The organism is Paenochrobactrum glaciei (assembly GCF_039522165.1).
GTDB lineage: Bacteria > Pseudomonadota > Alphaproteobacteria > Rhizobiales > Rhizobiaceae > Paenochrobactrum > Paenochrobactrum glaciei.
The window spans coordinates 743,423-767,922 of sequence record NZ_BAAADE010000001.1 but is presented as its reverse complement, the minus strand read 5'-3'; the positions used below and the strand labels follow the sequence as shown (position 1 = coordinate 767,922).

The 24,500-nt window shown below is 50.1% G+C and carries 21 protein-coding genes; 10 read left to right on the top strand and 11 right to left on the bottom strand.

From position 1 onward, the window contains the following. Positions 1-65: 65 nt before the first annotated feature. Entirely contained in the window at positions 66-1,163 is a 1,098-nt protein-coding gene (gene nspC, locus ABDZ76_RS03695) for a carboxynorspermidine decarboxylase (protein ID WP_343801479.1), read from the bottom strand. Between the two features lie 382 nt (positions 1,164-1,545). On the opposite strand from nspC, the gene ABDZ76_RS03690 reads away from it, so the two are divergent. Beyond that, positions 1,546-3,003 carry an MFS transporter gene (locus tag ABDZ76_RS03690; protein WP_343801476.1) on the top strand — a complete coding sequence of 486 codons (1,458 nt, stop codon included), beginning with the start codon at positions 1,546-1,548 and terminating at the stop codon, positions 3,001-3,003. Here ABDZ76_RS03690 and ABDZ76_RS03685 read toward each other — a convergent pair. Continuing rightward, positions 3,000-3,605, bottom strand: coding sequence for a helix-turn-helix transcriptional regulator (locus ABDZ76_RS03685; protein WP_343801473.1), 606 nt, complete (start codon positions 3,603-3,605; stop codon positions 3,000-3,002). The two genes, ABDZ76_RS03690 and ABDZ76_RS03685, sit on opposite strands and share 4 nt — an antisense overlap. Before the next feature lie 474 nt (positions 3,606-4,079). On the opposite strand from ABDZ76_RS03685, the gene ABDZ76_RS03680 reads away from it, so the two are divergent. Beyond that, positions 4,080-4,856 carry a ferredoxin--NADP reductase gene (locus ABDZ76_RS03680; protein ID WP_343803014.1) on the top strand — a complete coding sequence of 259 codons (777 nt, stop codon included), beginning with the start codon at positions 4,080-4,082 and terminating at the stop codon, positions 4,854-4,856. Positions 4,857-4,925: 69 nt separating this feature from the next. On the opposite strand, the gene ABDZ76_RS03675 is transcribed toward ABDZ76_RS03680, so the two are convergent. Next, positions 4,926-5,114 carry a tautomerase family protein gene (locus tag ABDZ76_RS03675; RefSeq protein WP_343801470.1) on the bottom strand — a complete coding sequence of 63 codons (189 nt, stop codon included), beginning with the start codon at positions 5,112-5,114 and terminating at the stop codon, positions 4,926-4,928. Between the two features lie 195 nt (positions 5,115-5,309). Between ABDZ76_RS03675 and ABDZ76_RS03670 the strand changes: the two genes are divergently transcribed. Beyond that, entirely contained in the window at positions 5,310-6,713 is a 1,404-nt protein-coding gene (locus ABDZ76_RS03670; RefSeq protein ID WP_343801467.1) for an MATE family efflux transporter, read from the top strand. Between the two features lie 60 nt (positions 6,714-6,773). On the opposite strand, the gene ABDZ76_RS03665 is transcribed toward ABDZ76_RS03670, so the two are convergent. The 7 genes from ABDZ76_RS03665 to ABDZ76_RS03635 form a co-directional block, all read right to left on the bottom strand. Beyond that, the gene (locus tag ABDZ76_RS03665) at positions 6,774-7,478 is read right to left on the bottom strand and encodes a class I SAM-dependent methyltransferase (RefSeq protein ID WP_343801464.1); all 705 of its coding nucleotides are present in this window, start codon (positions 7,476-7,478) and stop codon (positions 6,774-6,776) included. A 113-nt stretch (positions 7,479-7,591) separates the two neighbouring features. Beyond that, positions 7,592-9,556, bottom strand: coding sequence for a 3-hydroxyacyl-CoA dehydrogenase NAD-binding domain-containing protein (locus ABDZ76_RS03660; RefSeq protein ID WP_343801461.1), 1,965 nt, complete (start codon positions 9,554-9,556; stop codon positions 7,592-7,594). A gap of 24 nt (positions 9,557-9,580) precedes the next feature. Then, the gene (locus ABDZ76_RS03655) at positions 9,581-9,976 is read right to left on the bottom strand and encodes a RidA family protein (protein ID WP_343801458.1); all 396 of its coding nucleotides are present in this window, start codon (positions 9,974-9,976) and stop codon (positions 9,581-9,583) included. Between the two features lie 72 nt (positions 9,977-10,048). Next, positions 10,049-11,218, bottom strand: coding sequence for an acyl-CoA dehydrogenase family protein (locus ABDZ76_RS03650; RefSeq protein WP_343801455.1), 1,170 nt, complete (start codon positions 11,216-11,218; stop codon positions 10,049-10,051). 4 nt (positions 11,219-11,222) lie between these two features. Beyond that, positions 11,223-12,071 (bottom strand): enoyl-CoA hydratase family protein, encoded by an 849-nt coding sequence (locus tag ABDZ76_RS03645; protein WP_374844525.1) that lies wholly within the window; start codon positions 12,069-12,071, stop codon positions 11,223-11,225. 2 nt (positions 12,072-12,073) lie between these two features. Next, positions 12,074-12,856 (bottom strand): SDR family NAD(P)-dependent oxidoreductase, encoded by a 783-nt coding sequence (locus ABDZ76_RS03640; protein WP_343801452.1) that lies wholly within the window; start codon positions 12,854-12,856, stop codon positions 12,074-12,076. Positions 12,857-12,870: 14 nt separating this feature from the next. Next, on the bottom strand, positions 12,871-15,180 hold the full coding sequence (locus ABDZ76_RS03635; protein ID WP_343801449.1) for a bifunctional salicylyl-CoA 5-hydroxylase/oxidoreductase: 2,310 nt from the start codon (positions 15,178-15,180) through the stop codon (positions 12,871-12,873). Positions 15,181-15,524: 344 nt separating this feature from the next. Here ABDZ76_RS03635 and guaB point away from each other — a divergent pair, with 344 nt between their 5' ends. Beyond that, positions 15,525-17,015, top strand: a complete 1,491-nt coding sequence (gene guaB / locus ABDZ76_RS03630; RefSeq protein ID WP_184221155.1) for an IMP dehydrogenase — start codon at positions 15,525-15,527, stop codon at positions 17,013-17,015. A 66-nt stretch (positions 17,016-17,081) separates the two neighbouring features. Here guaB and ABDZ76_RS03625 read toward each other — a convergent pair whose 3' ends face one another. Next, positions 17,082-18,017, bottom strand: coding sequence for a hydrogen peroxide-inducible genes activator (locus ABDZ76_RS03625; protein ID WP_343801445.1), 936 nt, complete (start codon positions 18,015-18,017; stop codon positions 17,082-17,084). A 174-nt stretch (positions 18,018-18,191) separates the two neighbouring features. On the opposite strand from ABDZ76_RS03625, the gene katA reads away from it, so the two are divergent. From katA to guaA, 6 genes are all read left to right on the top strand, one after another. Beyond that, positions 18,192-19,691: a catalase KatA gene (katA, locus tag ABDZ76_RS03620; RefSeq protein ID WP_343801442.1), complete on the top strand. Its 1,500-nt coding sequence runs from the start codon at positions 18,192-18,194 to the stop codon at positions 19,689-19,691. A 240-nt stretch (positions 19,692-19,931) separates the two neighbouring features. Continuing rightward, positions 19,932-20,105 (top strand): hypothetical protein, encoded by a 174-nt coding sequence (locus ABDZ76_RS03615; RefSeq protein ID WP_343801439.1) that lies wholly within the window; start codon positions 19,932-19,934, stop codon positions 20,103-20,105. Between the two features lie 17 nt (positions 20,106-20,122). Further along, positions 20,123-20,728 (top strand): disulfide bond formation protein B, encoded by a 606-nt coding sequence (locus ABDZ76_RS03610; RefSeq protein ID WP_343801436.1) that lies wholly within the window; start codon positions 20,123-20,125, stop codon positions 20,726-20,728. Positions 20,729-20,872: 144 nt separating this feature from the next. Continuing rightward, complete coding sequence (locus ABDZ76_RS03605; RefSeq protein ID WP_343801433.1) at positions 20,873-22,159, top strand: RsmB/NOP family class I SAM-dependent RNA methyltransferase; 1,287 nt, start codon at positions 20,873-20,875, stop codon at positions 22,157-22,159. A gap of 119 nt (positions 22,160-22,278) precedes the next feature. Next, positions 22,279-22,734 carry a PaaI family thioesterase gene (locus tag ABDZ76_RS03600; protein WP_184221145.1) on the top strand — a complete coding sequence of 152 codons (456 nt, stop codon included), beginning with the start codon at positions 22,279-22,281 and terminating at the stop codon, positions 22,732-22,734. A gap of 134 nt (positions 22,735-22,868) precedes the next feature. Continuing rightward, entirely contained in the window at positions 22,869-24,428 is a 1,560-nt protein-coding gene (guaA, locus tag ABDZ76_RS03595) for a glutamine-hydrolyzing GMP synthase (RefSeq protein ID WP_343801428.1), read from the top strand. The last annotated feature ends 72 nt before the right edge of the window (positions 24,429-24,500 follow it).

The window sequence follows — 24,500 nt, the reverse complement described above, 5'->3', positions numbered from 1 at the left end:
GCACCTTTTAATTACTTACACCAGTTACTAAGTCTCTTAAAAAGAAGGGGTTTAAACCTTTTCGTTTAAGAAAGAGACTGCTCGAAATCCGCGAAGGTAAATTCGCGGACCACATTGATTTGACCGTCTAATTCGCGAACCGCTATAGCGGGCATTTTCACGCCATTAAACCAGTTTTTCTTGACCATAGTATAACCGGCTGCGTCTTCAAAGGACAGGCGATCGCCGATTTTTAACTCTTTTTCAAAGTTGAACTCACCGAAAACATCACCGGCAAGGCAGGATTTACCGCAAACCATATAGCTGTGTTTGCCGTCATTTGGTGCCATTTTAGCGGTTTCACGATAGATCAGTAGATCAAGCATATGGGCTTCGATGGAGCTGTCAACAACGGCCAGATTCTTGCCGTTGAACAGCGTATCAAGGACGGTGACTTCCAGCGTTGTGCTCTTGGTGATGGAGGCTTCACCCGGCTCCAGATAGACCTGCACATTGAAGCGTTCGGAGAACTGCTTCAGACGGGCGCAAAAAGCATCAAGCGGATAGTCATCACCGGTAAAGTGGATACCGCCGCCAAGGCTGACCCATTCCGCACGCTCTAAAAGGGAACCGAATTTTTCTTCTGTCTGGCTCAAAACTTCGTCAAACAGTGCAAAATTATTGTTCTCGCAATTGTTGTGGATCATGAAGCCGCTGATGCGATCCATGACCTTTTCAACCTTTGCCACATCCCATTCGCCAAGGCGGCTGAACGGGCGTGCCGGATCGGCCAGATCAAAGCTTGATGTGCTGACCTGCGGGTTGAGGCGCAAACCACGGGTGATGGAGGAGGCTTTGTCGGCAAAGCGTTCCAGCTGGCTGATGGAGTTGAAAATGATCTTGTCGGCGTTTTCGATCACTTCATCAATTTCGTAATCAGCATAAGCCACGCTATAGGCATGGGTTTCGCCGCCGAATTTCTCACGACCAAGCTTCACTTCATTCAATGATGAGGAGGTGGTGCCGTCCATATACTGGTTCATCAGATCGAACACAGACCATGTGGCAAAGCATTTAAGCGCCAGCAGTGCCTTGGCACCGGACTTTTCGCGCACATAGGCAATCTTTTCCATGTTGCGCAAAAGCTTCGACTTATCGATCAGGTAATAAGGGGTCTGGATCATGAGCATTCCATCGGGAAAGAAATGTTAATTGCTGCACTTAGTCTGAAGCTTATAGGAAGCTTGTGACGTAATTACAAATGTGCAGCCGCTTAATTTGCTTAACGCAATATATATAATGCCTAAGAACCGCAATACTAACCTTTGCAGGGCAGTAATGTGATTTTGGCTTATACAAAAATATTAAGCGCTGCGTTACATTCTATATAAGCAGTTTTTTCAAATTTCCCAATGTTAATTTTCCAAGAGATATCTTGACAAAGTTTCATGTCGGGACTAGTGGCAATCCACATTGCTCTCACTGCTTTTGGCAGTCCGCGACTATTTATTGATATCAATCGCGATAGGGCTTTTATGCCAGCAAAGCTGGTTTAAAGGACATATTATGCAAACTCAAGAACAGGCTGGAAGCTGGGGTCAGCTTTTTTCCGGCTCCAATGCAATTCGTACACTCACATTGGTTGGTGGTGTGGCACTGCATGCCATTAACGTATTTATCTCAACGACAATTTTGCCAACGGTCATTCAGGACATTGGCGGCATTGATTTTTATGCGTGGAACACAACACTTTTTGTAGCTGCATCCATTTTAGGTTCTATGATGGCACCGCGCTTGCTGGGGCAGGTGGGGCCGCGCTACGCTTATCTCGTGGCGGCTGTTATTTTTGCTATTGGCACTACGCTTTGCGCAGTCGCGCCTTCCATGCCGGTCATGTTGTTTGGTCGTAGTGTGCAGGGTTTTGGCGGTGGTTTTTTGCTCGCGCTGTCGTTCTCAATGGTGCGGCTGGTATTTGAGCCAAGACTCTGGACATTCGCCATTGCGCTTATTTCCGGCATGTGGGGCGTTGCTTCCCTAGTGGGGCCTGCCATCGGTGGTGTATTTGCGCAATATGGCCATTGGCGTATGGCATTCGGCTCAATCATTCCGGTCATTGTGTTATTTGGTCTGCTGGCTTTGTTTATCATGCCGAAAGAAGCAGGCAAAGGCGATAAGGCCGGTGGTTTGCCTTGGGCACAATTGGTGCTGTTGACAGCTGCCGTTTTGCTGGTGTCATGGGCCAGCCTTTCGCCGTCTTTTTTCTATAATGCGCTGGGCATTCTGGCGGCAATCGTGTTGTTGGCGGTGACATATGTGATTGAGCGTAAATCGCCCAATCATGTGCTGCCACGCGATGCTTTCAATATGAAAAAACTGGCACCGCTTTATATAACGATGACGCTGCTAAGCTTGATGGTGACATGTAGTGAAGTGTTCATTCCGCTGTTTTTCCAGACGCTTCATGCGCAAAAACCTTTGATTGCCGGTTATTTGGCGGCTTTGATGGGGCTTGGCTGGACATTAGGCTCGCTTACGACATCAAGCCTTTCAACAAGGACAACCAACCGCGTGATTGTGTCGGCTCCGTTCATTGGCCTGACAGGTTTGATCGTGCTGGCATTGCTGGTGCCGGGCGGCAGTCAAGGCGGCTGGCTTGATCTGGCACCCATGTGTCTCAGTCTCTTTATGGTTGGTTATAGTGTTGGTCTGACATGGCCGCATCTGCTTGCCAATGTTTTGCAGATAACACCACAAAACGAGCAGGGCATTGCCTCAGCTTCACTCACAACCGTTCAATTGGTCACCACTGCTTTTGGTGCGGCCTTGGCTGGAACCATTGCCAATCTGGCAGGCCTCAGCAATCCAGGTGGTGCCAGCGGTATTGCAAATGCGGCACTTTGGCTGTTTATCTCACTGATTACACTGCCGGTACTTGCCATTTTCATGACCCGCATTGTGGTGCGGTTGCGTAAAATACAAGCTCAGAAGCCTTTGCCAAAAGAGCCTGTGGAGCTGGCTGCTTAATGTGCTTCCAGACGCTGTATCGAATAGGTGCAGCGTCTGTCACCTGATAGGATATATTCCTCGCGCTCAACCTTCACATCGTTGCCCAGCAATTCACGGAAAATGCTGAGTTCAGCGCGGCAAAAGCCCTGACAAGCGGTTGCGGCAGCACAAATCGGACAGTGATTCTCGATAAACAGAAGCTTGCCGTCGTTATCGACTTCCACTTCCGCCATGTAACCTTCTGCGGTGCGCAGTTCCGCTAATTTCTCTACACGTTCGGTTAGGCTTGTCGTTTGGTTCATCGCGGCATGATAAAGCTCACGCGTTTGGCTTTCACGCGCACCAATCAGCGTATCAAGCGCTTCTTGCCCTAATAAGTCACGCACCGAGCTTAAAAGCTGGACGGTTAATTGTGCATGTGTATCGGGAAATCTGGCATGTCCGTGCGGGGTTAAATCCCAGTATTGCGAGGGTCTGCCCACGCCGCGGCTTTGCGAGTAGGAGGCAACCAGACCTTCTTCATTGAGCCTGACCAATTGCTGGCGCACTGCTTCGCCGGTGATGCCCAGTTTTTTGCCCAACACCGCAGCCGTATTCGCGCCGTGCATTTTCAACAGCATTAAAATACGCTGCCCGGGTGAACGTGCTAAGATAGTTTCGGAATTTAGCAGGTCATTTCTTGACATCTTCAACGCAATCTATTTTAAAAAGACATTCCTTGTAAAATAAACGATTGATGTTAAGGGCGCAAGCCGGAAGGAAAAAGAATACGACAGTGAAGCGATAACAAACAGATTTTATCGATCATGGGTTCAAGGTATAAAGGCTTGATGTCTGCGCTGATAAATATTATTTCGGCATCAGACATTATCCCGGATTGGTAATGGCGCTGAAGTTCATCGATGGTTCGAACAAGCGCATCGAGATTGCCAGAGCGCAATAGCTCGCATGTTGCGGACACTGTCTGAGGACTTAAATTTAAGCTCTGTTTCAACTTTCGTGAAACAGCGCTTATTTTTTGAATATTTCATCAGCCTGACGGGGTTTCCCAAGCCCTCAGGTATCAATCTGGTAGCAAAGCAGAGACACATTCCATCATGAGCAATTTCAATCAGGAAACCGTCCTTGAAGTTCACCACTGGACAGACCGGTTGTTTTCTTTCCGCACCACGCGTGATCAGGGTTTCCGTTTTCAAAGCGGCCAGTTCATCATGATCGGCCTTGAGGTCGAAGGCAAACCATTGCTGCGCGCTTATTCCATTGCCAGCAGCATTTATGATGAGCAGATGGAGTTTTTCTCCATCAAGGTGCCCAATGGTCCGCTGACATCACGCTTGCAGCATTTGCAGGTGGGTGACAAGATTCTGGCCGGTAAAAAGCCGGTTGGCACATTGCTTTATGACAATCTTTTGCCGGGTGAAAATCTCTGGCTGTTGTCTACCGGCACCGGCCTTGCACCGTTTCTTTCGATCATCCGTGATCTGGAAGTTTACGAGCGCTACAATAAGGTTATTCTGGTGCATGGCGTGCGCGAAGTCGGTGAGTTGGCCTATAAAGATTTCATCACCAAAGAATTGCCAGAAGACGAGTTCTTAGGCGAAATGGTGCGTGAAAAGCTGATTTACTATCCGACAGTCACCCGTGAAGCTTATGAAAATCAGGGTCGCATGACCGATCTGATCCGTTCAGGTAAATTGTTCACCGACATCAATATGCCGGCCTTTGATAAAGAAAAAGACCGTATGATGCTGTGCGGCAGTCCTGAAATGCTTGCGGAAATGCGCGAGATTTTGGAAGGTCAGGGTCTGGAAGAAGGCAGTCAAAGCTCTGCTGGTCACTTTGTGATCGAAAAGGCTTTCGTCGAGAAGTAAGATTTTCGTCATTCTCAATGATCAAACACCCCTGTTTTACTCAAAACTGGGGTGTTTTTTATTGGTCAATTATTTTTTGGAGTAAGGTACGCCGCCGACAATCCAGTCTGATTTTTCCACCTCATCAAAAATGATGGTGATGCCTTCCGGTTTATTGTTCCAGACCCGCTCGAAACATTCAGTTATTTCTTGTGCGAGTTGTTGTTTTTTCTCGTCACTACGACCTGGAAACATGGAAATTCTGACCAGCGGCATCATGCACTCCTGCTTGGTTTAGGCTGACTTATAATGCTTTATTAGCATCATTAAATCTAATTGCGGTGTTGATTATCTTAATAGCTCTGATAACGGTTAGGTTCTGAAGATTTATCAGTATCTTGATGAACATTTTTATAATGGCATTGCTCACCTGTAAATCGCAATTTGTGAAGTGCAGTGCCGGAGGCTGTTTGCATGACAACATATATAATGCCCGCAAGTGGCACAGCACGCTGGTGCGCTGAATTCATAAGCGCTATGAAGCTGGGATGGCCGCTCATCCTCACCAATTTGTCACAAGCAGCTCTCACCGCCACGGACGTTATTCTGATCGGTCGTTTGGGGCCGGATACTTTGGCTTCGGCTGTGCTTTCAACCAGTTTTTACCACACCACCATGATTTTCTGCATGGGGCTGGTCACAGCCGTCATGCCGATGGTGGCGATCACTCTGGGTAAAAACAGACATTCAGTGCGTGAAGTTCGCCGCACTGTGCGTCAGGGTTTATGGACAGCCATCATGATCTCCGTTCCGTTTTGGATCATGTTGTGGAATGCGGAGCATATTTTTATAGCCCTTGGTCAGCGTCCGGATGTGGCCGCGCGCTCAATCGAGCTGATGCACACGCTGCAATGGGCGTTGCTGCCTTATCTTGGCTATATCGTGCTGCGCTCGTTTTTGGCTGCACTTGAAAAACCGCTCTGGACATTGCTGATTGCGATGATGGCTATTGTCTTTAACGCGCTTGCGGCATGGAGCTTGATTTTCGGTCATTTCGGCTTACCGGCCTTGGGATTGCGTGGGGCAGGGATTGCGACCACCATGTCCAGCTGGATGATGTTCTTCGGGCTGGCATTGGTGATTGTCACCCATAAGAAATTCCGTCGTTATGCTATGTTTGGCCGTTTCTGGCGCCCTGATTGGCCACGTTTGCTGGAGCTTTGGCGCTTGGGTTTGCCTATGGGGCTGACCTTTGTGTTTGAATCCTCCATTTTCTATGCGGCTGTTTTGATGATGGGTAAAATCGGTCCGACATCGCTGGCTGCCCATGCGGTTGCGATGCAGATTGCAAGTTTGAGCTTTATGGTGCCGCTTGGTTTCGGGCAGGTGGCGACAGTACGTGTCGGGCGTGCCTATGGGGCGCGGGATGCCAAGGGGCTTTATTATGCCGGTTGGAGCTCTTATATGCTCGGCATCGGCTTTATGGCGCTGATGGCATTGCTCATGACGGTTATGCCGAAATTCTTTATCGGCGCTTTCTTGAATCTGCATGATCCGGTCAATGTGGATGTGATACCGCTGGCGGCATCTTTCCTGATTTTGGCGGCAGTGTTCCAGATTTTTGACGGCGGGCAGGTGGTTGCCGCAGGTATGTTACGAGGGCTGCAAGATACGCGCATTCCGATGTTTCTGGCATTGCTTGGCTATTGGGGCATCGGTTTGCCGCTGGGGGCAGCGCTTGCTTTCTGGGCAGACTGGAAAGGCATGGGCATCTGGGTTGGTCTGGCCGCAGGTCTGGCGATGGTTGCTGTCTTGATGACACGGCGCTGGATAAGGCGCTTGGAAGCAGAAACCCATCGTCTGAACCAGCTTGGCTGATAGAAAAAATGCCACTAGAATGTAATCTAGTGGCATTTTGATGCGCTTTATTACTTAGGATTAGCCACGTATAGCCATGATTGACTTGGCCATACCAGCAATCATTTCATACTCAATCTTGGCATCTGGAAAGAGGCGTTCGACCTGTTTTTTATTCAGTAGGCGGATAGATTCTACATGCTCGCGTGCTTCTTCAGCACTTTCCATGCGCGGGAAAAAACCAAGGCGCATTTTAGTCATCAGCCAAACGCGGACAGTAACCGGCAGCCAATGGAAACCGATAAAGCGGAAATGCGGTTCATAGGCAAACCAGTAATTGGGTGTCTGCATATAATAACGCTTGCCTAAGCGGCGGGTGTTTTCGGCAAAACGGGTGATAGCATCCCAATCGCCCACGTGTTCTATGACTGAGTTGGAGTGAACAATGTCAAAGCTTTGACCGGCAAACAGATCAGGTGCCGTCGCATCACCGATCATGAAGGTGAAAAGATCAGTATTCTTTTCTTCCTGCTTTTCTGGGTTGATCAGAGTGAAATGCAAGCGGTCACGATATTGATTGATGAAATCTTCACCGATCAGCCAATATTTTTCCGAGCCGCCGAGATCAAGAATTTCGACTTTCTCTTTTTCAGCTAGCGCTGCTTCAATTAATTTACGGATATGCTCGAAGCGTTTGGCCCGAAATGAAAATTCAAGGCTTTTGCGATCCTTATACGGGTCGCGGGATGAAGCTTCCCCTTCAGGTATTTGCGCATTATTGGCCATGATATGATCCCTGTATCGGCTGAAATAGAATTATTTCACCCAATAAAGCATAAAAGTAAACGCGCAATGAGTGAGTTTGTCACTTTGGGCATAAAATTGTTTAAAGCAGGTGATTAATCAAAAGCGCCACTGGCAAACATTGGCCCGCCTTTATGGGACGGAAAACCGTAGCCATTGATCATTACCAGATCAATGTCGCTGGCGCTGGCTGCAATGCCAGTTTGTAACAACAGATTGCCTTGGGCTTGCATTGCTTGCAGCAGGCGTTCCTGTATCTGCTCTTTGGTAAAGCTTTGCGGTGTGATGTTTTTTTCACGGCGCGCAGCAGCAATGAGTTCCGTGACGACCGGATCAATTTCGCGTTTGCCTTGTGTGTATTGATACCAGCCAAGACCGGATTTTTGACCAAAGCGCCCAAGCTCGCAAAGCTGATCGGCAATTTTGACATAGCGCAATTGCGGATCACGGTTAAGCGCCTCGCGCTTGCGCTTTGCCCAGGCAATTTCCAGGCCGGCCATATCGTAAACGGCAAAAAGCCCCATGGCAAAACCATAGTCTTCCAAGGCCGCATCAATCTCATGCGGGAGAGCGCCGTCTTCGAGTAAAAACTCTGCCTCGCGCCGATAGGCTGAGAAAATGCTGTTGCCGATAAAGCCTTCAGTGACACCGCTTAAAATCGGCAGTTTTTTGAGCTTGTTGGCGACGGCAAAGCCACTGGCAACAGCCTCAAGGCTTGAATGTGAGGTGTGAATGACTTCCACCAACCGCATAATATGGGCTGGCGAAAAGAAGTGCATGCCGATAACGCGCTGCGGATAAATTGTGGCGGCGGCAATGTCATTCGGGTTTAAATAGCTGGTATTGGTGGCAAGGATGGCACTGGCACGCACAATCTGATCCAGTGCCTGAAACAGTTTTGCCTTGACGTCAAAATCATCAAATACCGCTTCAATGACAAGATCAGCAGGTGCAAGGCTTTCCAGAGTTCCGGCAATGATCAGCGCTTTTTTCTGACGCTCAAAGCCTTCTCTATTCAAGCGGCCGGATTGCAGGTTTTTCTCTAAAATATTCAAGATGCGCTGATGTCCGGCGAGCGCTGCTTCTTCTGTTTGTTCAACGCCGATCACCTGATAACCGGCATTGAGTGCTGAGACGATGATGCCGGAGCCCATCAGCCCCATGCCGACAACACCTAAAATTTTAATATCTTCCGGGCTTACACCTTCCAGCATTGCGGGTTTTTTAGCGGTACGCTCAGCAAAGAAAACATGGCGCAGTGCTTTAGCTTCATCACTGTCGCGTAATTGCAGGAAGATTTGTCGCTCTTGGCCCAAGCCTTGGCTTAAATCGAGCTGTTGGCTGAGTTCCACCAGCTCAACTGCCTTTAATGGTGCATTTTGTCCGCGGCTTTTACGCAAAATACCGGTTTTAATATTGGCGAATTTTTGTGCATCATAGTGCGGTGTCACGCGCTTTGCTGCTGGTTTGAGGCTTGCATTTTTTGCGCACACTATCAGGTTGTCTTCATCTGTAAGTTCATCAATCAGTCCGGCTGCCAAGCTTTCAGTGCTTTTAAGCGTGCGGCCGGTGCCGATTATATCAAGTGCTAGGTCAGCCGCAATCAGGCGCGGCAGACGTTGTGTGCCGCCAGCGCCGGGCACCAGACCGAGCTTCACCTCCGGCATCCCAAAACTACTTTTTCCACTGGCCACACGGCCATGACAGGCAATGGCAATTTCAGCCCCGCCGCCCAAAGCCGCCCCATTGACGGCGGCAATGATGGTTTTATTAAAATTTGCCAGACGCTCAGTCACTTGCGGCAGAGTTGGCTCGGTGACGGGCTGCCCAAATTCTTTAATATCGGCACCGGCAACAAATGTGCTGCCAGCGCCGGTTATCACTACACCTTGAATGATGTCTGATGTTGCTGCCTGATCCAAAGCTGCCATCAAACCCTGTCTTACCGAGGCGCTGATTGCGTTAACCGGTGGGTTGTTGATGGTAATCAGCATGACATGATTTTCAACAATCGCGCTGATTGTATCGGAAAATTCTGTGCTTGGATGGGAGCTCGTCATCAGGCAGCCTTTCGTCAATTGGGCTTACTCAGGAATAACCGCAGTTGCCTGAATTTCGATTTTTGCGCGGTCTTCAATGAGCGCCACCACCTGCATGGCGGCCATGGCCGGAAAGTTTTTGCCGATCACCTCACGATAGGCTTGGCCAATGCCTTTCATATTGTCGAGATATTCTTTCTTGTCGATAAAATACCATGTCATCGAGGTCAGATGTTCAGGCCCTGCACCGGCCACCGCCAATACATCGACGATATTTTGCAAAGTTTGGCGCACTTGACCGACAAAATCATCGGTTTCAAATTCGCATTGACCGTTCCAGCCGATTTGTCCGCCGACAAAAATGGTGCGTCCCTTGGCTTCGATGCCATTGGCATAGCCGATTGGTGCTGCCCAACCTTCAGGTTGCAAGATTTTTTTCATATCTACTCCGGATAAATTAAGAGCCTTCACGGCCAATGATTGGTCGGCGCTCATGCGAGCAGGTTTAAGTTTTTAGGCTTTTATCAATTCGCGGGCGATGATGAGTTTTTGCACCTCGGTCGCCCCTTCATAAATGCGCAAAGCTCGTATTTCGCGATAGAGGCTTTCAACCACTTCACCGCGTGCGACCCCGCGCCCGCCAAACATCTGTACGGCGCGGTCAATCACCTGTTGCGCCATTTCAGAAGCCTGCATTTTTGCCATTGCCGCTTCACGGGTGGTGGGGAGCTTTTGCACATCGCGCCGCCATGCCGCGCGATAGGTGAGGAGGGCTGCCGCATCAATGTCGGTTGCCATATCGCCCAGCGCTGCTTGGGTGAGCTGTAAATCGATGAGTTTCGCGCCAAACATATTGCGGTTTTTGGCGTGGTGAAGCGCTTCATCCAAGGCACGGCGGGCAAAGCCCAATGAGGCAGCAGCAACAGACGCACGGAAAATATCGAGCGTGCGCATGGCAATTTTAAAGCCTTCACCGGCATTGCCCAGCAATCGGTTGGCCGGAATGCGGCAATTGTCAAAACGGATGGTTGCTAATGGATGCGGCGCGATCACATCAATGCGCTTGGTGACAGAAAAACCCGGATCAGTGGCATAGACGACAAAAGCTGAAATGCCTCTTGTGCCCGGTGCTTCGCCGGTTCTGGCAAAAAGCGTATAGACATCGGCAATGCCGCCATTGGAAATCCATGTTTTTTCGCCGTTCAGCACATAATAGTCGCCTTCACGGGTGGCGGAGCATTGCATGGCTGCAACATCAGAGCCAGCCTCTTCTTCCGAAAGTGCAAAGCCCGCAATCCATTCACCGCTGGTGACTTTTGGCAAGACGTCTTGTTTCAATTGATCTGAACCGGCAAGGCCGATGGCGCCGGTTCCAAGCCCTTGCATGGCAAAGGCAAAATCCGCCAAGCCATCATGCCAGGCCAGTGTTTCGCGTGCGAGACATACAGCACGGGAATCAATTTCGCTCTTCCCTGCATTGCCTGTCGCAATGGCTAAAAGCCCGGCTTCGCCAAGTTGTCTCACCAGTTTACGGCAGCTGTTGTCGGTATCTTCATGATTGACATCATCAAGCGCGCCACTGGTGGCAAAGCCATGGAATTGCGCGTGAATAGCCTTATGGCTTTCATTAAAGAACGGCCATTCTAAATGGTCAGTTGAAGGGGAAAGGCTGGTTTTATCCATCGCCTTAATTTCCTTCAAAATGAGGTCGTTGCTTATTGGCAAAAGCTTCAAAGGCGCGGGTAAAATCCTTTGTGGCCATGCAGATGGCTTGCGCCTGAGCTTCGGCTTCCAGCAATTCATTCAAGCCCATCGACCATTCCTGATTGAGCATGTTTTTGGTCATGCCATGGGCAAACCACGGGCCGTCAGCAATGGTGCGGGCAAGCTTTTCAGCTGCCGCGTCCAGCTCTTCTTGTGCATGAAGCCCATTATAAAAGCCCCATGTTTCGCCTTCCGTCGCGCTCATCGAGCGTCCGGTATAAAGCAGTTCGGCGGCGCGTCCCTGACCAATCAGCCGCGGCAGAATTCCGCAAGCACCCATATCTGCACCGGCTAAGCCAACACGGGTAAACAGAAATGCAGTTTTTGCTTCTGGGGTGGCGAGACGCAAGTCTGCGGCCATGGCAAGTATCGCACCGGCACCGGCACAAACCCCATCAACAGAGGCAATAATTTGCTGCGGGCAATTACGCATCGCTTTGACGAGATCGCCAGTCATGCGGGTAAAGGCCAACAGATCGGGCATGGTCATTTTGGTCAGTGGCTCGATGATTTCAAACACATCACCGCCGGAACAGAAATTGCCACCCGATCCCTTTAAAATAACCGTGCGAATATCGCTGGCATAGACCAGATCACGAAATAAATCGCGCATCTCGGCATAGCTTTCAAAAGTCAGCGGGTTTTTGCGCTCCGGCCGGTTAAGGGTCAATGTCGCCACGCGCCCATCATCACTGACCGACCACAGAAAATGCTTAGGCGTATAGTCTTTAAAAGGCTTTTGCATCGCGCCCATACTGCTTGTTGTAACCATGATTATATTTCTCCTCCCGAGACGCTGATAGCTTGCCCGTTAATGGCACCGCTGGCGGGGCTCACAAGCCATAAAACGCAACTGGCAACTTCCCGCGGCTGAATGAGACGGCCTTGCGGATTGGTTTGGGTAAATGTTGCCAAGGCTTCTTGCGGGCTGCGTCCGGTTATATTGACGATATTCTCAATTGATTGCTGAATAAGCGGCGTGTCGGTAAAGCCGGGGCAAACCGCATTGACGGTGATGCCGGTTTTGGCGAGCTCCTGTGCCAGTGCACGGGTCAGGCCGATAACCCCATGTTTGGCCGCGCAATAGCCCGAAACATAACTATAGCCTTTAAGCCCTGCGGTGGAGGCAATATTGATAAGCCTTGCCCCTTCGCCATAGTGTTTTAAATCCGGCAGCACCGCACGCGACAGCCGGAAAACACTGGTCAGATTAACGGCGATTATTTCGTCCCATTGCTCGTCGCTCATCTTTTCAAAAGGAGCGGTAGGCGCTTGTCCGGCATTGTTGATAAGAATGGAAATAGTGCCAAACTGGTCGCGTGCTTTTGCAAGTCCGGCACTGATGGAGGCAGCAGAGGTTACATCAAAATTGCCAAGCGCAAAGCTGCTCTCGCCTAGCTCTTCAGCCAGCTTTTGCAGTGGCTCGCTGCGGCGTCCGGCCAGCGTTACCCTGGCGCCTGCCGCGTGAAGCTGGCGTGCAATTTCTTCACCGATGCCCGAACCGGCACCGGTGATCAATGCATGATGGCCGTTCAGCATGGCTTCACCTTTTTGCATGACATTTCCTGTTGTTATTTTTGCGCCGCCGCTCGTTCAAGATTGGCTTCATACTGATATTTGGCCGTGTAATATTGCTTCGGCCAAGGAATGTTTTTAATGCCGATTTTGGCTGCTTCATGCAAAATCCATGCATTATCGGCCAGATGCGGACGCGCTACCGCACAAAGATCGGCACGCCCTGCTGCCAGAATGGAATTGGCGTGATCAGCTTCGGAAATCGCACCGACAGCAATGGTCGGAATGCCCACTTCATTGCGGATTTTATCGGAAAACGGTGTCTGGAACAGACGGCCATAGACCGGCTTTTCAGCCTTTGATGTCTGGCCGGAGGAGCAGTCAATCATATCCGCACCGGCGTCTTTGAACATCTGTGCAAAGATGGCAGCATCATCTGGTGTGTTGCCGCCTTCCACCCAGTCATGGCAGGAAAGACGCACGGAAATAGGCTTGTCTTCCGGCCAATGGGCACGCACCGCTTCAAACACTTCCAGCGGATAGCGGGCACGGTTTGCGTGGCTGCCACCATATTCATCGTCACGGATATTGGTCAGCGGCGACAGGAAGCTTGCCAGTAAATAGCCGTGCGCAACGTGCAGCTCCAACCAATCGGCACCGGTTTCAGCGGCGCGTTTGGTGGCGGCGATAAAGTCGGCTTTAACACGGTCCATATCGGCGCGATCCATGGCCTTTGGGGTGACACCATGTGTGAGATAAGGCATTGCCGAAGCGGAATAGAGCGGCCAGCCACCAGTTTCCAGCGGTTGGTCAATGCCTTCCCACGCCACTTTAGTCGCACCTTTACGCCCTGCATGGCCAAGCTGAATGCCGACCTTGGCCGAACTGTTTTGATGGATGAAATTGACTAAGCGTTTCCAGCCTTCGGTCTGCTCGTCATTCCACAATCCCAGACAGCCTGGCGTGATGCGGGCATCGGGTGAGACGCAGGTCATTTCGGCAAAAATCAACCCCGCACCACCAATGGCACGGCTGCCTAAATGCACCATGTGGAAATCATTGATCAGGCCATCTTCCGCCGAATACATTGCCATCGGCGACATTACGATGCGGTTTGGCAGTGTTGTGCCCCGCATCGTATAAGGCGTAAACATCGGCGGCAATGCGCGCTCATCCGTCACGGTAAGGCCTGCATGCTTGGCAAACCAACGCTCGTAATTTTCCAGCCATGTGGCATCGCGCAGACGCAGGTTTTCATGGCTGATACGCTGCGAGCGGGTCAGCATAGAATACATAAATTGTTCCGGTTCCAGTACGTCGGCATAACGGTGGCCGACCACTTCAAACCACTCCATCGCATTGCGTGCTGCATTTTGAATACGTGCCACATCAACGCGGCGGATTTCTTCGTAATCTTCCAGCACTGCCGGAATATGGCTTTTGTCATGGCCATGAATTTCAAACTGACGGGTCAGTTCAATTGCATCATCAATGGCAAGTTTGGTGCCGGAGCCAATGGCAAAATGCGCGGTATGTGCTGCATCGCCCATCAGTACCACATGCGACTGGCCGTTAAAATGGCTCCATTTTTCGCAAATCAGACGGTTGAAATTAAGCCATGCCGAGCCGCGCAGATGGCGGGCATTGCTTTTAAGCGATGCGCCTTCAAGCACTTCTGCAAACAGGTTCTCACAAAAGTGGATGGCTTCATCCTGATCCATTTTGTCAAAACCGGAAGCCTGATAGGTGTCTTCGGTGGTTTCGATAATGAATGTCGAGGTCTGGTCGTCAAACTTATAAATATGCGCCTGAAACCAGCCGTGATCGGTTTTGCGGAAATCAAAAGTAAAGGCATCATAGAGTTTGTCAGTGCCGAGCCAGATAAAACGGTTTGGCCGTTTCAGCATATCCGGCTTGAAAATATCGACATAATGATTGCGGATTTTAGAATTTACGCCGTCACTGGCAATGATCAGATCAGCATCGGGATAATCGAGATCACTGTTAACCTCGGTTTCAAAAATAAGCTCGACGCCCAGTTCCTCACAGCGGCGCTGCAAAATATTAAGCAGTTTTTTGCGCCCGATCCCAACAAAGCCATGGCCGGATGTGCGCTGTCTGGTGCCTTTGAAAAGCACCTCAATATCGTCCCAATGGTTGAAAGCATCCTGAATTTCATTGGCGCTTTTCGTGTCCCATTCCTGCATGGATTCCATGGTCGCATCAGAAAACACCACCCCCCAGCCGAATGTATCATAAGGGCGGTTGCGCTCAACCACACGAATATGATGTTCGGGGTGCAGTTTCTTCATCAAAAGTGCAAAATACAGCCCTGCCGGACCACCGCCGATGCAGACGATACGCATGATATGTTCCCTTTTGTGCCGCACCGATCTTCGCCGGTTTTGGAAATAGTTTATGCTTAAAGTATTAGGCGGGAATGTTCCCACGTCAAGCGCCATTTTTAAGATTCATTGCGGTTTAAAAATTTAAAAGGCAGCCGCTGGCACCAAGCCACAGCGATATGCACTGTTTTCTCGGGGAATTTTCACAAAATCGAGAGTTACAACAAATAGTTTTTATTCTTGACTTTTCATTTTGCCATATTCGTGTTACCAGCCCGTGCCAATCCAAGGAAAAATACTTGAGAATCCGCTGCTCTGCCCCCACGTTAGTCTGAGCAGCCTTTTGTTATTTAAAGGAACTGGCAATGGCAAAAATTATTGAAACGCCTACGGGACATTTAGCCCTTACATTTGATGATGTGCTTCTGCAGCCGGGTCACTCTGAAGTGATGCCGGGTCAGACAGATCTGCGCACAATTATTGCCGGTGATATTGAACTTAACCTGCCGCTGCTTTCAGCTGCGATGGATACAGTAACCGAATCGCGTCTGGCCATTGCGATGGCACAGGCTGGCGGTATCGGCGTTATTCACCGTAACCTGACACCGGAACGCCAGGCTGAAGAAGTTCGCCGCGTTAAGAAATTTGAATCCGGAATGGTTATCAATCCGGTTACCATCGGCCCGGATGCCACCTTGGCTGAAGCACAGGCTTTGATGGCATCTTATCACATTTCTGGTATTCCGGTTGTTGAAGGCACAAGCGGTACACCAGGCCGTTTGGTTGGTATCCTGACCCACCGCGATGTGCGTTTTGCATCCAATCCTGATCAGAAAATTCATGAGCTGATGACCCATGAAAACCTGATCACTGTGCGTGAAAATGTCGATCAGGAAGAAGCCAAGCGTCTTCTGCACCAACATCGTATTGAAAAACTGCTGGTTGTTGATGATGCCGGCCGTTGCGTTGGTCTGATCACTGTTAAAGACATCGAAAAAACCCAACTGAACCCGAATGCAGCAAAAGATGCGCAGGGTCGCCTTCGTGCCGCTGCTGCCACCAGCGTTGGTGAAGATGGTTTTGAACGTGCCGAGCGTTTGATTGATGCCGGTGTTGACCTGTTGGTTGTTGATACAGCCCACGGTCACTCACAGCGCGTTCTCGATGCTGTGACCCGCATCAAAAAACTTTCCAGCGGTGTTCGCATTCTGGCTGGTAACGTCGCAACCGCCGGTGGCACATTGGCGCTGATTGATGCCGGTGCTGATGCTGTTAAAGTTGGTATCGGCCCAGGTTCCATCTGCACAACCCGTATTGTTGCAGGTGTTGGCGTTCCGCAGCTTTCAGCCATTATGTCGGCTGTTGAAGTGGCACAAAAGCACAATATTCCGGTGATCGCTGACGGCGGTATCAAGTTCTCCGGTGATTTCGCCAAGGCACTGGCTGCTGGTGCGGTTGCTGCTATGGCTGGTTCGCTGCTGGCTGGTACAGAAGAAAGCCCGGGCGAAGTTTACCTGCATCAGGGTCGTTCATTCAAAGCTTACCGCGGCATGGGCTCGGTTGGTGCAATGGCTCGCGGTTCTGCTGACCGTTACTTCCAGGCGGAAGTACGTGACGAGCTGAAACTGGTGCCGGAAGGTATTGAAGGTCAGGTTGCTTATAAAGGCCCTGTCGGCAATGTGCTGCATCAGCTTGCTGGTGGTCTGCGCGCATCGATGGGCTATGTGGGTGCGAAAAACTTGGCTGAATTCCGCGAAAAGGCAACTTTCGTGCGTATTTCCAATGCAGGCTTACGTGAAAGCCATTCACATGGTGTAACTATCACCCGTGAAAGCCCGAACTACCCAAGCGCATAATCAGCTTGCCGGATTGTTTGAATTTAAAAAGCCCGCCTCTTCAGGCGGGCTTTTTTCGTGTTACTTTTAAGGTGTTTGTGAGAGGGTTTGCAGCTCATGATCGCTGATTTTAAGCTGCGCGACCGTTTGCGCAATACATTGGGAAAGCGCCATGAAATCAGCGCGGCGCAAACTTTGGCGGCGCCATAACATGCCGATCTCGCGGGATGGCTGCTCACCTTCAAACGGGATAATCCGCATTTTCATGTGTGAGGCTTCGGCCCGAACAGCAATTTCAGGAATAAGCGTCAGCCCCATGCCGTGGCTGACCATTTGTAGCAAGGTGGTCATGCTGGTAGCGCCATATTTCACCAATTGGCGTTGGTGCGGCTTGGTGCAAAATTCCAGCGCCTGATCACGCAGGCAATGGCCTTCCTCCAAAAGCAACAGGCGGTCAAGCGCAACGCGATCCTGTGTCATTGGGCCATCGAGAATATCGGTATCATTGCTGGCGGTGGCAATCAGAAAACGGTCATTGAAAAGCGGAGTATGTGCCAGACGATCATCTTCAATAGGAAGCGCTGCCACGATCGCATCCAATTCGCCATTATTGAGATCTTCCAGCAAGCGCGCCGTCATTGCCTCGCGCAGTTCCAGCCGGAATTGCGGATATTTTTCCCGTAATAACGGGATCAGCAGCGGCACAATATAGGGCGCGATAGTCGGGATAATACCGAGCCGCATCCGTGTGCTGAGCAAGCCCTTGTTAATCGCGGTAATATCTTCAAGCGCCTGAATATCCAGCAAAATGGCCTGAATGCGCGGGCGTAATATTTGCCCCAGTTCCGTGATAATCACGCTTCTTTGGGTGCGCTCAAAAAGCGGTGCACCGGCAAGATCTTCCATCTCGGCGATCTGCGCTGAGAGAGCTGGCTGCGAAACATGCACTGTTTCGGCAGCTTTGCGGAAATGCAGGGTGGTGGCGAGCGCCTCGAAATAGCGCATTTGTCTGACTGTAAACATGATAAGAAAATACTATCAATGTTTCATGAAAATGCAATTAGAGATTATTATAAGAAGTGTTCTAAATTGGCTTTATCAAACAGCGCGTCTGTGAGAGACTTGAAAAGATAGACGTGCCTTTTAGCCCTTATCAGGGGCATTTAACATGTTTATATCAAAAGGGAGAGACCATTTATGACCGATCGCCCGTTTATGACCACAACCGGTGGCGCACCTGTTCCAGACAATCAGAATTCATTGACCGCCGGTGAGCGCGGACCGGTTTTGATGCAGGATTATCAGCTGATTGAAAAGCTGGCACATCAAAACCGTGAGCGTATTCCTGAGCGTGCTGTTCACGCTAAAGGCTGGGGCGCGCATGGCACTCTGACCATTACCGGCGACATTTCCAAATATACCAAGGCGGCCGTGTTGCAGCCGGGCACAGTCACTCCGATGCTGGCGCGATTTTCAACTGTTGCCGGTGAGCAGGGTGCAGCAGATGCCGAGCGCGACGTGCGTGGCTTTGCTTTGAAATTCTATACACCCGAAGGCAACTGGGATCTGGTTGGCAATAATACGCCGGTGTTTTTCGTGCGTGATCCGATCAAGTTCCCTGACTTTATCCATACGCAAAAACGCCATCCAAAAACCAATTTGCGCTCGGCCACTGCTATGTGGGATTTCTGGTCACTATCGCCGGAAAGCCTGCATCAGGTGACAATCCTGATGTCTGACCGTGGTCTGCCAACGGATGTGCGCCACATCAATGGTTATGGTTCGCACACCTATTCCTTCTGGAATGATCAGGGCGAGCGCTACTGGGTGAAATTCCACTTTAAAACCATGCAAGGTCATAAGCATTGGACAAATGATGAGGCTGAGCATGTCGTGGGTAAAACCCGTGAATCAACACAGGAAGATCTCTACGGCTCCATTGAAAAAGGCGAGTTCCCGCGTTGGAAAGTTCAGGTACAGATCATGCCTGAAGCGGATGCCGACAAGACAGCTTATAACCCGTTTGATCTGACCAAAGTCTGGCCGCATGCGGACTATCCGCCGATTGATATTGGTGTGATGGAATTAAACCGCAATCCGGAAAACTATTTTGCGGAAGTGGAAAACGCCGCTTTTTCACCTTCCAATATTGTGCCGGGCATCAGCTATTCACCAGATAAAATGTTGCAGGCACGCTTGTTCTCTTATGCGGATGCGCATCGTCACCGTTTGGGCACGCATTATGAGCATATTCCGGTCAATCAGCCGAAATGCCCAGTGCATCACTATCACCGCGATGGTCAGATGAATACATTTGGCGGTATCGCAACCGGCAATCCGGATGCTTATTATGAGCCGAATTCGTTTAATGGTCCGGTTGAGCAGCCTGCTGCCAAAGAGCCACCGTTGAAAATTAGTGGTGATGCAGATCGCTATAATCACCGTATTGGTAATGATGATTATTCACAGCCGCGCGCTTTGTTTAATCTCTTCAATGATGGGGAAAAAGCACGTCTGTTTTCCAATATTGCTGCGGCAATGGGCGGTGTACCGGCTTTCATCATTGAGCGTCAGCTCGGCCATTTCAAGCTGATCCATCCGGACTATGAAGCGGGGGTGCGCAAAGCTCTCCACGAAGCGCACGGTTATGATGCCAATACGATTTCCAATGAGGAAAAAGCAGGTATTCACGGCTGAGGGCGAAAATAACGTGTCTTATTGAAGGAGGGGGTAACCCCTCCTTTTTTATATTGATTATTTAGATATATTTTAATGATTAATTGAAATCTTTGTTTCAATATTATGAGTAATATTCATTTAAATCGCATTATTACTCATATATTTTATATTGGTATTTATTGCCGGTATATTTTTATTCTTGTTTGAAACATCCTGATTGGGCAGTCGCTTTTGATTCTGCGTTGAGGGGCGAATAAGATGATGCTGCTTTTGTTTTTTCTAATGCTGCTGGCGCTTGGTTTTAATTGGTTCGGTTACCGGACATTGTCGCTGGCTTTTGTCACTTTATGCTTGCTTGTCGCGATAAAAGAATTTTTGTGGGAAATACACAGCCCTGATTATGGCTACAGCATGCCCTGGCTTCAGTTGTGATGTGAGGGGCTGTGAAGATGTATATTTTTAATACTGATAATCAGGATAGTGCCTATCAGCAGCATCAATGGACAGCGCTTCATTTCCTATATTTGCTGGGGATGATGTTTGTCCTTGCCGCCATTTTAACGGCTGCAATGATATTGCAATATGGCTTTGATGAATTGCCATGCCCGCTTTGTTTGTTGCAGCGTCTTGCTATGCTGGGTGTGTGTTTTGGAGTGATGCTGCAATTTCGATACGGCCTCACTTTCCGTTATGCGGGCATTAGCCTGTTGTTTGCAGTTTTTTTGCTGATCGTTTCGGTGCGGCAAACCTTGCTGGATATTTATGTCCGTCCGGGGCACGACTATGTCGGCAGCGCTGTTTTGGGGCTGCATATGCCGGTATGGTCTGTGTTGATTGCGCTTGCACTGATAGTGGCAACATCGTTGCAAATGATGGTGTGGGGCGGTGCGCACTATCGCAGCAATGCTAAGATCAGAGCTTTTCCGTTCCTGCATAGGGCTGTACTGGTTTTAAGTCTTTATGTTCTGCTGATCGCAGCCGTTAATACCGCTTCTGTGTTGGTGCAATGTGGCATAGGGCAGTGTCATACAACGGCCTATGTATTGCTCCAATAAGCGGTTATGCTGTTACGGGTCAGCTAGATGGCTGAAACCGGCTGATTGTTTTAACCTGTTTGTCTTTTATGTTGCCATTTGCTGTCGGGCATGGTTATGCGGGACAGTGAGTTTTAGTAATAAAAGGACGGCTAGGGAAAAATAATGCGGCTTGGCGGACGCCTGCAGGCGGCGATAGAAGTACTGGAAGATATTGAGGCCAAGAAACGCCCCGCTTCCGATGCTTTAAAAGATTGGGGTTCTTCGCATCGTTTTGCCGGCGCGGGGGATCGCGCTGTAATTGGCAATATTGTGTACGATGCTTTGCGCCGCAAGCTTTCGCTTGGCTGGCTGATGGGCAGTGACAACGCATCATCCCTTGCCTATGGCGCATTGCTGCGTGATGGTGGTCTGAGCTATGAAGACATCATGGCCGTCATCGCCAATGATAAGTTCAGCCCCGTTGAATTATCAGACGATCAGCTTAAAAACTGGCAAAACAGCGATATCACCAAGGCTGAAGATTATATTCAGGCCGATGTGCCTTTGTGGTGTGTTGATAAATTACGCGGAACATTCGGTGATGACTGGGTGGCGCAGGCCGCAGCTTTGGCTGACCGCCCGCCGGTGGATTTGCGCGTTAATCGCCTGAAAGCGACCCGCGATCAGGTTTTGCAAGCGCTGGAAGGCACAGGCGCAGCCTCCGCCCCATTTCTCGATGATGCTATCCGCATTCCGCCGATCGAGGCTTTGGGTCGTCATCCTAATGTGCAGACCGGACAGGCTTTTCAGGATGGCTGGTTCGAGGTGCAGGATTTAGGCTCGCAAATTGCAGCAAAGCTTGCCAATGCCAAGGCTGGTGAGCAGGTGCTCGATTATTGCGCGGGTGCTGGCGGCAAAACCCTGTCACTGGCGGCAGCCATGGAAAATCGTGGTCAGATCCATGCGTTTGACGCAGAAGCGGCACGCCTGTCACCGATCTACGACCGTTTGCAGCGCGCTGGTGTGCGCAACACGCAAGGCTATAATAAGCAAGCTGATCTGGAGCCGTTAAAAGGCCAGATGGATTTGGTTCTGACCGATGCACCTTGCACGGGTGCCGGTACATGGCGTCGCCGTCCTGATGCCAAATGGCGCCTGACCGAACAGCAATTGGAGCGCCGTGAGCAAGATCAGCAGGATGTGCTGAACAGCGCTAAACATTATCTGAAAGCTGGTGGCCGTTTTGTCTATGTGACCTGCTCGATTTTTGACAGTGAAAACAACCGGCAAATTGAGAAGTTCTTGGCTGAAAACAGCAATTTCTCGGAAGAGAAAATTGATCTTGCATCAATTGCTGGCGCTGAGTTTGGTGATGTGCAGCCGGTTTTCTTGTCCCATGGTTGTGTTTTCTCACCTAAACAGACCATGACTGACGGTTTTTATGTAGCAATTCTTCAAAAGCAGGCGTGACGACAGATTATTTATTCTCGCCCACGCAAAATAGTAAAAGAATAACTGGCTTCTTTAACAATTGAGCAGCATAAATATGACACTGTCATATTCAGTCATGTGTGTGTTGGGGAGGATTTATGTCGGATGCAAGAATAGCCGAGGCTGATTTTCAGCTGCGTGTTGAAGAGAGCTTCGCAAGACAGCCGGCCTTAAAGCTGATCGGCGCGGATTTAACGCGTTGCGAGCCGGGCATTGTCGAAATCGAATTGCCCTTTCGCAATGATCTGACCCAACAGCATGGCTATTTGCATGCGGGCATTATTTCGGCAGCACTTGATTCTGCTTGCGGCTATGCAGCATTCACGCTGATGCCGGCCGATGCCGCTGTTTTGACCATTGAGTTCAAGGTCAACTTGCTGGCACCGGGGCAGGGTGACAGGTTTTTATTCCGTGGCGAGGTAACAAAGCCTGGCCGAACCATTATGGTGAGCGATGGTCAGGCTTTTGCAGTGACCGACACGGAAGTGCGCCTGATTGCGACGATGACTGCAACAGTGATGGTGGTGCAGGATCGCAAAGGTTTGCAAGGCTAACCTGTATCCAAACGGCATAAATTAAGAGCCTTTTTATCGTTAGCGTTACATTAAATGTGCTTCGTTCATAACTGTTGTTAAGAGCGACGAAAATGACCATTGCAACATGGACATTTTTTCTTTAGATGCTTCACATGAGCACCAATCATCCCGACACAATCCTTATCATCGACTTCGGAAGTCAGGTCACGCAGCTGATAGCGCGTCGTGTCCGTGAGGCCGGAGTTTATTCCGAAATCGTGCCTTTCCAGCTGGCCGGTGACGCATTCAAGCGGATCAATCCGCGTGCTGTCATCCTGTCCGGAAGCCCGCACTCAACCACTGATATTGGCAGCCCGCGTGCGCCGCAGGCAGTGTTTGAAGCCGGTATTCCGGTGCTTGGCATTTGCTATGGTGAACAGACCATGTGCGAACAGCTCGGTGGCAAAGTTGAAAGCGGCCATGACCGTGAATTTGGTCGTGCCTTCCTTGACGTTCAGGAAGACAGCGCGCTGTTCAACGGTCTGTGGGCAAAAGGCACACGTCATCAGGTTTGGATGAGCCATGGTGACCGCGTAACTGCATTGCCTGAAGGCTTTAAAGTTATCGGAACCTCCACCAACGCGCCTTATGCTGCTATCGCTGATGAAAAGCGCAAATATTACGGCGTGCAGTTCCATCCGGAAGTGGTGCACACACCCGATGGTGCAAAACTCCTGCAAAACTTCGTCCACAATATTGCTGGCATCAAGCCGGACTGGACAATGACCGCTTACCGCCAGCAGGCTGTGGAGGCTATCCGCAAACAGGTTGGTTCGGGAAAAGTGATCTGCGCTCTTTCAGGCGGTGTGGATTCTTCCGTTGCAGCTCTTCTCATCCATGAAGCGGTTGGCGATCAGCTGACCTGTATTCTGGTTGATCATGGTTTAATGCGCAAAAACGAAGCAGCTGATGTGGTTGCAATGTTCAAAGAACATTATGACCTGCCGCTGATTTTGGTGAATGCACAGGATCGCTTCATTTCCGCTCTGGAAGGTGAAACTGACCCTGAGAAGAAGCGCAAGACCATTGGCCGTCTCTTCATCGAAGTGTTTGAAGAAGAAGCCAATAAGCTTGGCGGCGCTGACTTCCTCGCACAGGGCACACTCTATCCGGATGTGATCGAAAGTGTTTCTTTCACCGGTGGCCCTTCGGTTACAATCAAATCGCACCATAATGTGGGTGGCTTGCCTGAGCGCATGAATATGCAGCTGGTCGAGCCATTGCGCGAATTGTTTAAAGACGAAGTGCGCGTGTTGGGTAAAGAGCTTGGTCTTCCGGATAGCTTCATTGGCCGTCACCCGTTCCCGGGTCCGGGTCTTGCTATTCGCTGCCCGGGTGGCATCACCCGTGAGAAGCTGGAAATCCTGCGTGAAGCCGATGCGGTTTACTTGGATGAAATCCGCAAAGCCGGTCTTTATGACACCATTTGGCAGGCTTTTGCCGTGCTGCTGCCGGTGCAAACCGTTGGTGTGATGGGCGATGGCCGTACCTATGAATTCGTATGTGCGCTGCGTGCGGTCACATCGGTTGATGGTATGACCGCAGATTTCTACCATTACGATATGGACTTTTTGGCGAAAGCCGCCACCCGTATCATTAATGAAGTCCGCGGTATTAACCGCGTGGTCTATGATATCACTTCGAAGCCTCCGGGCACCATCGAGTGGGAATAAGTTAAAGAACAATGCGCCAATCGGCGCATTGTTTTTTTCTAGATATAACAAGTGCATAAACCTTAGCGAGCA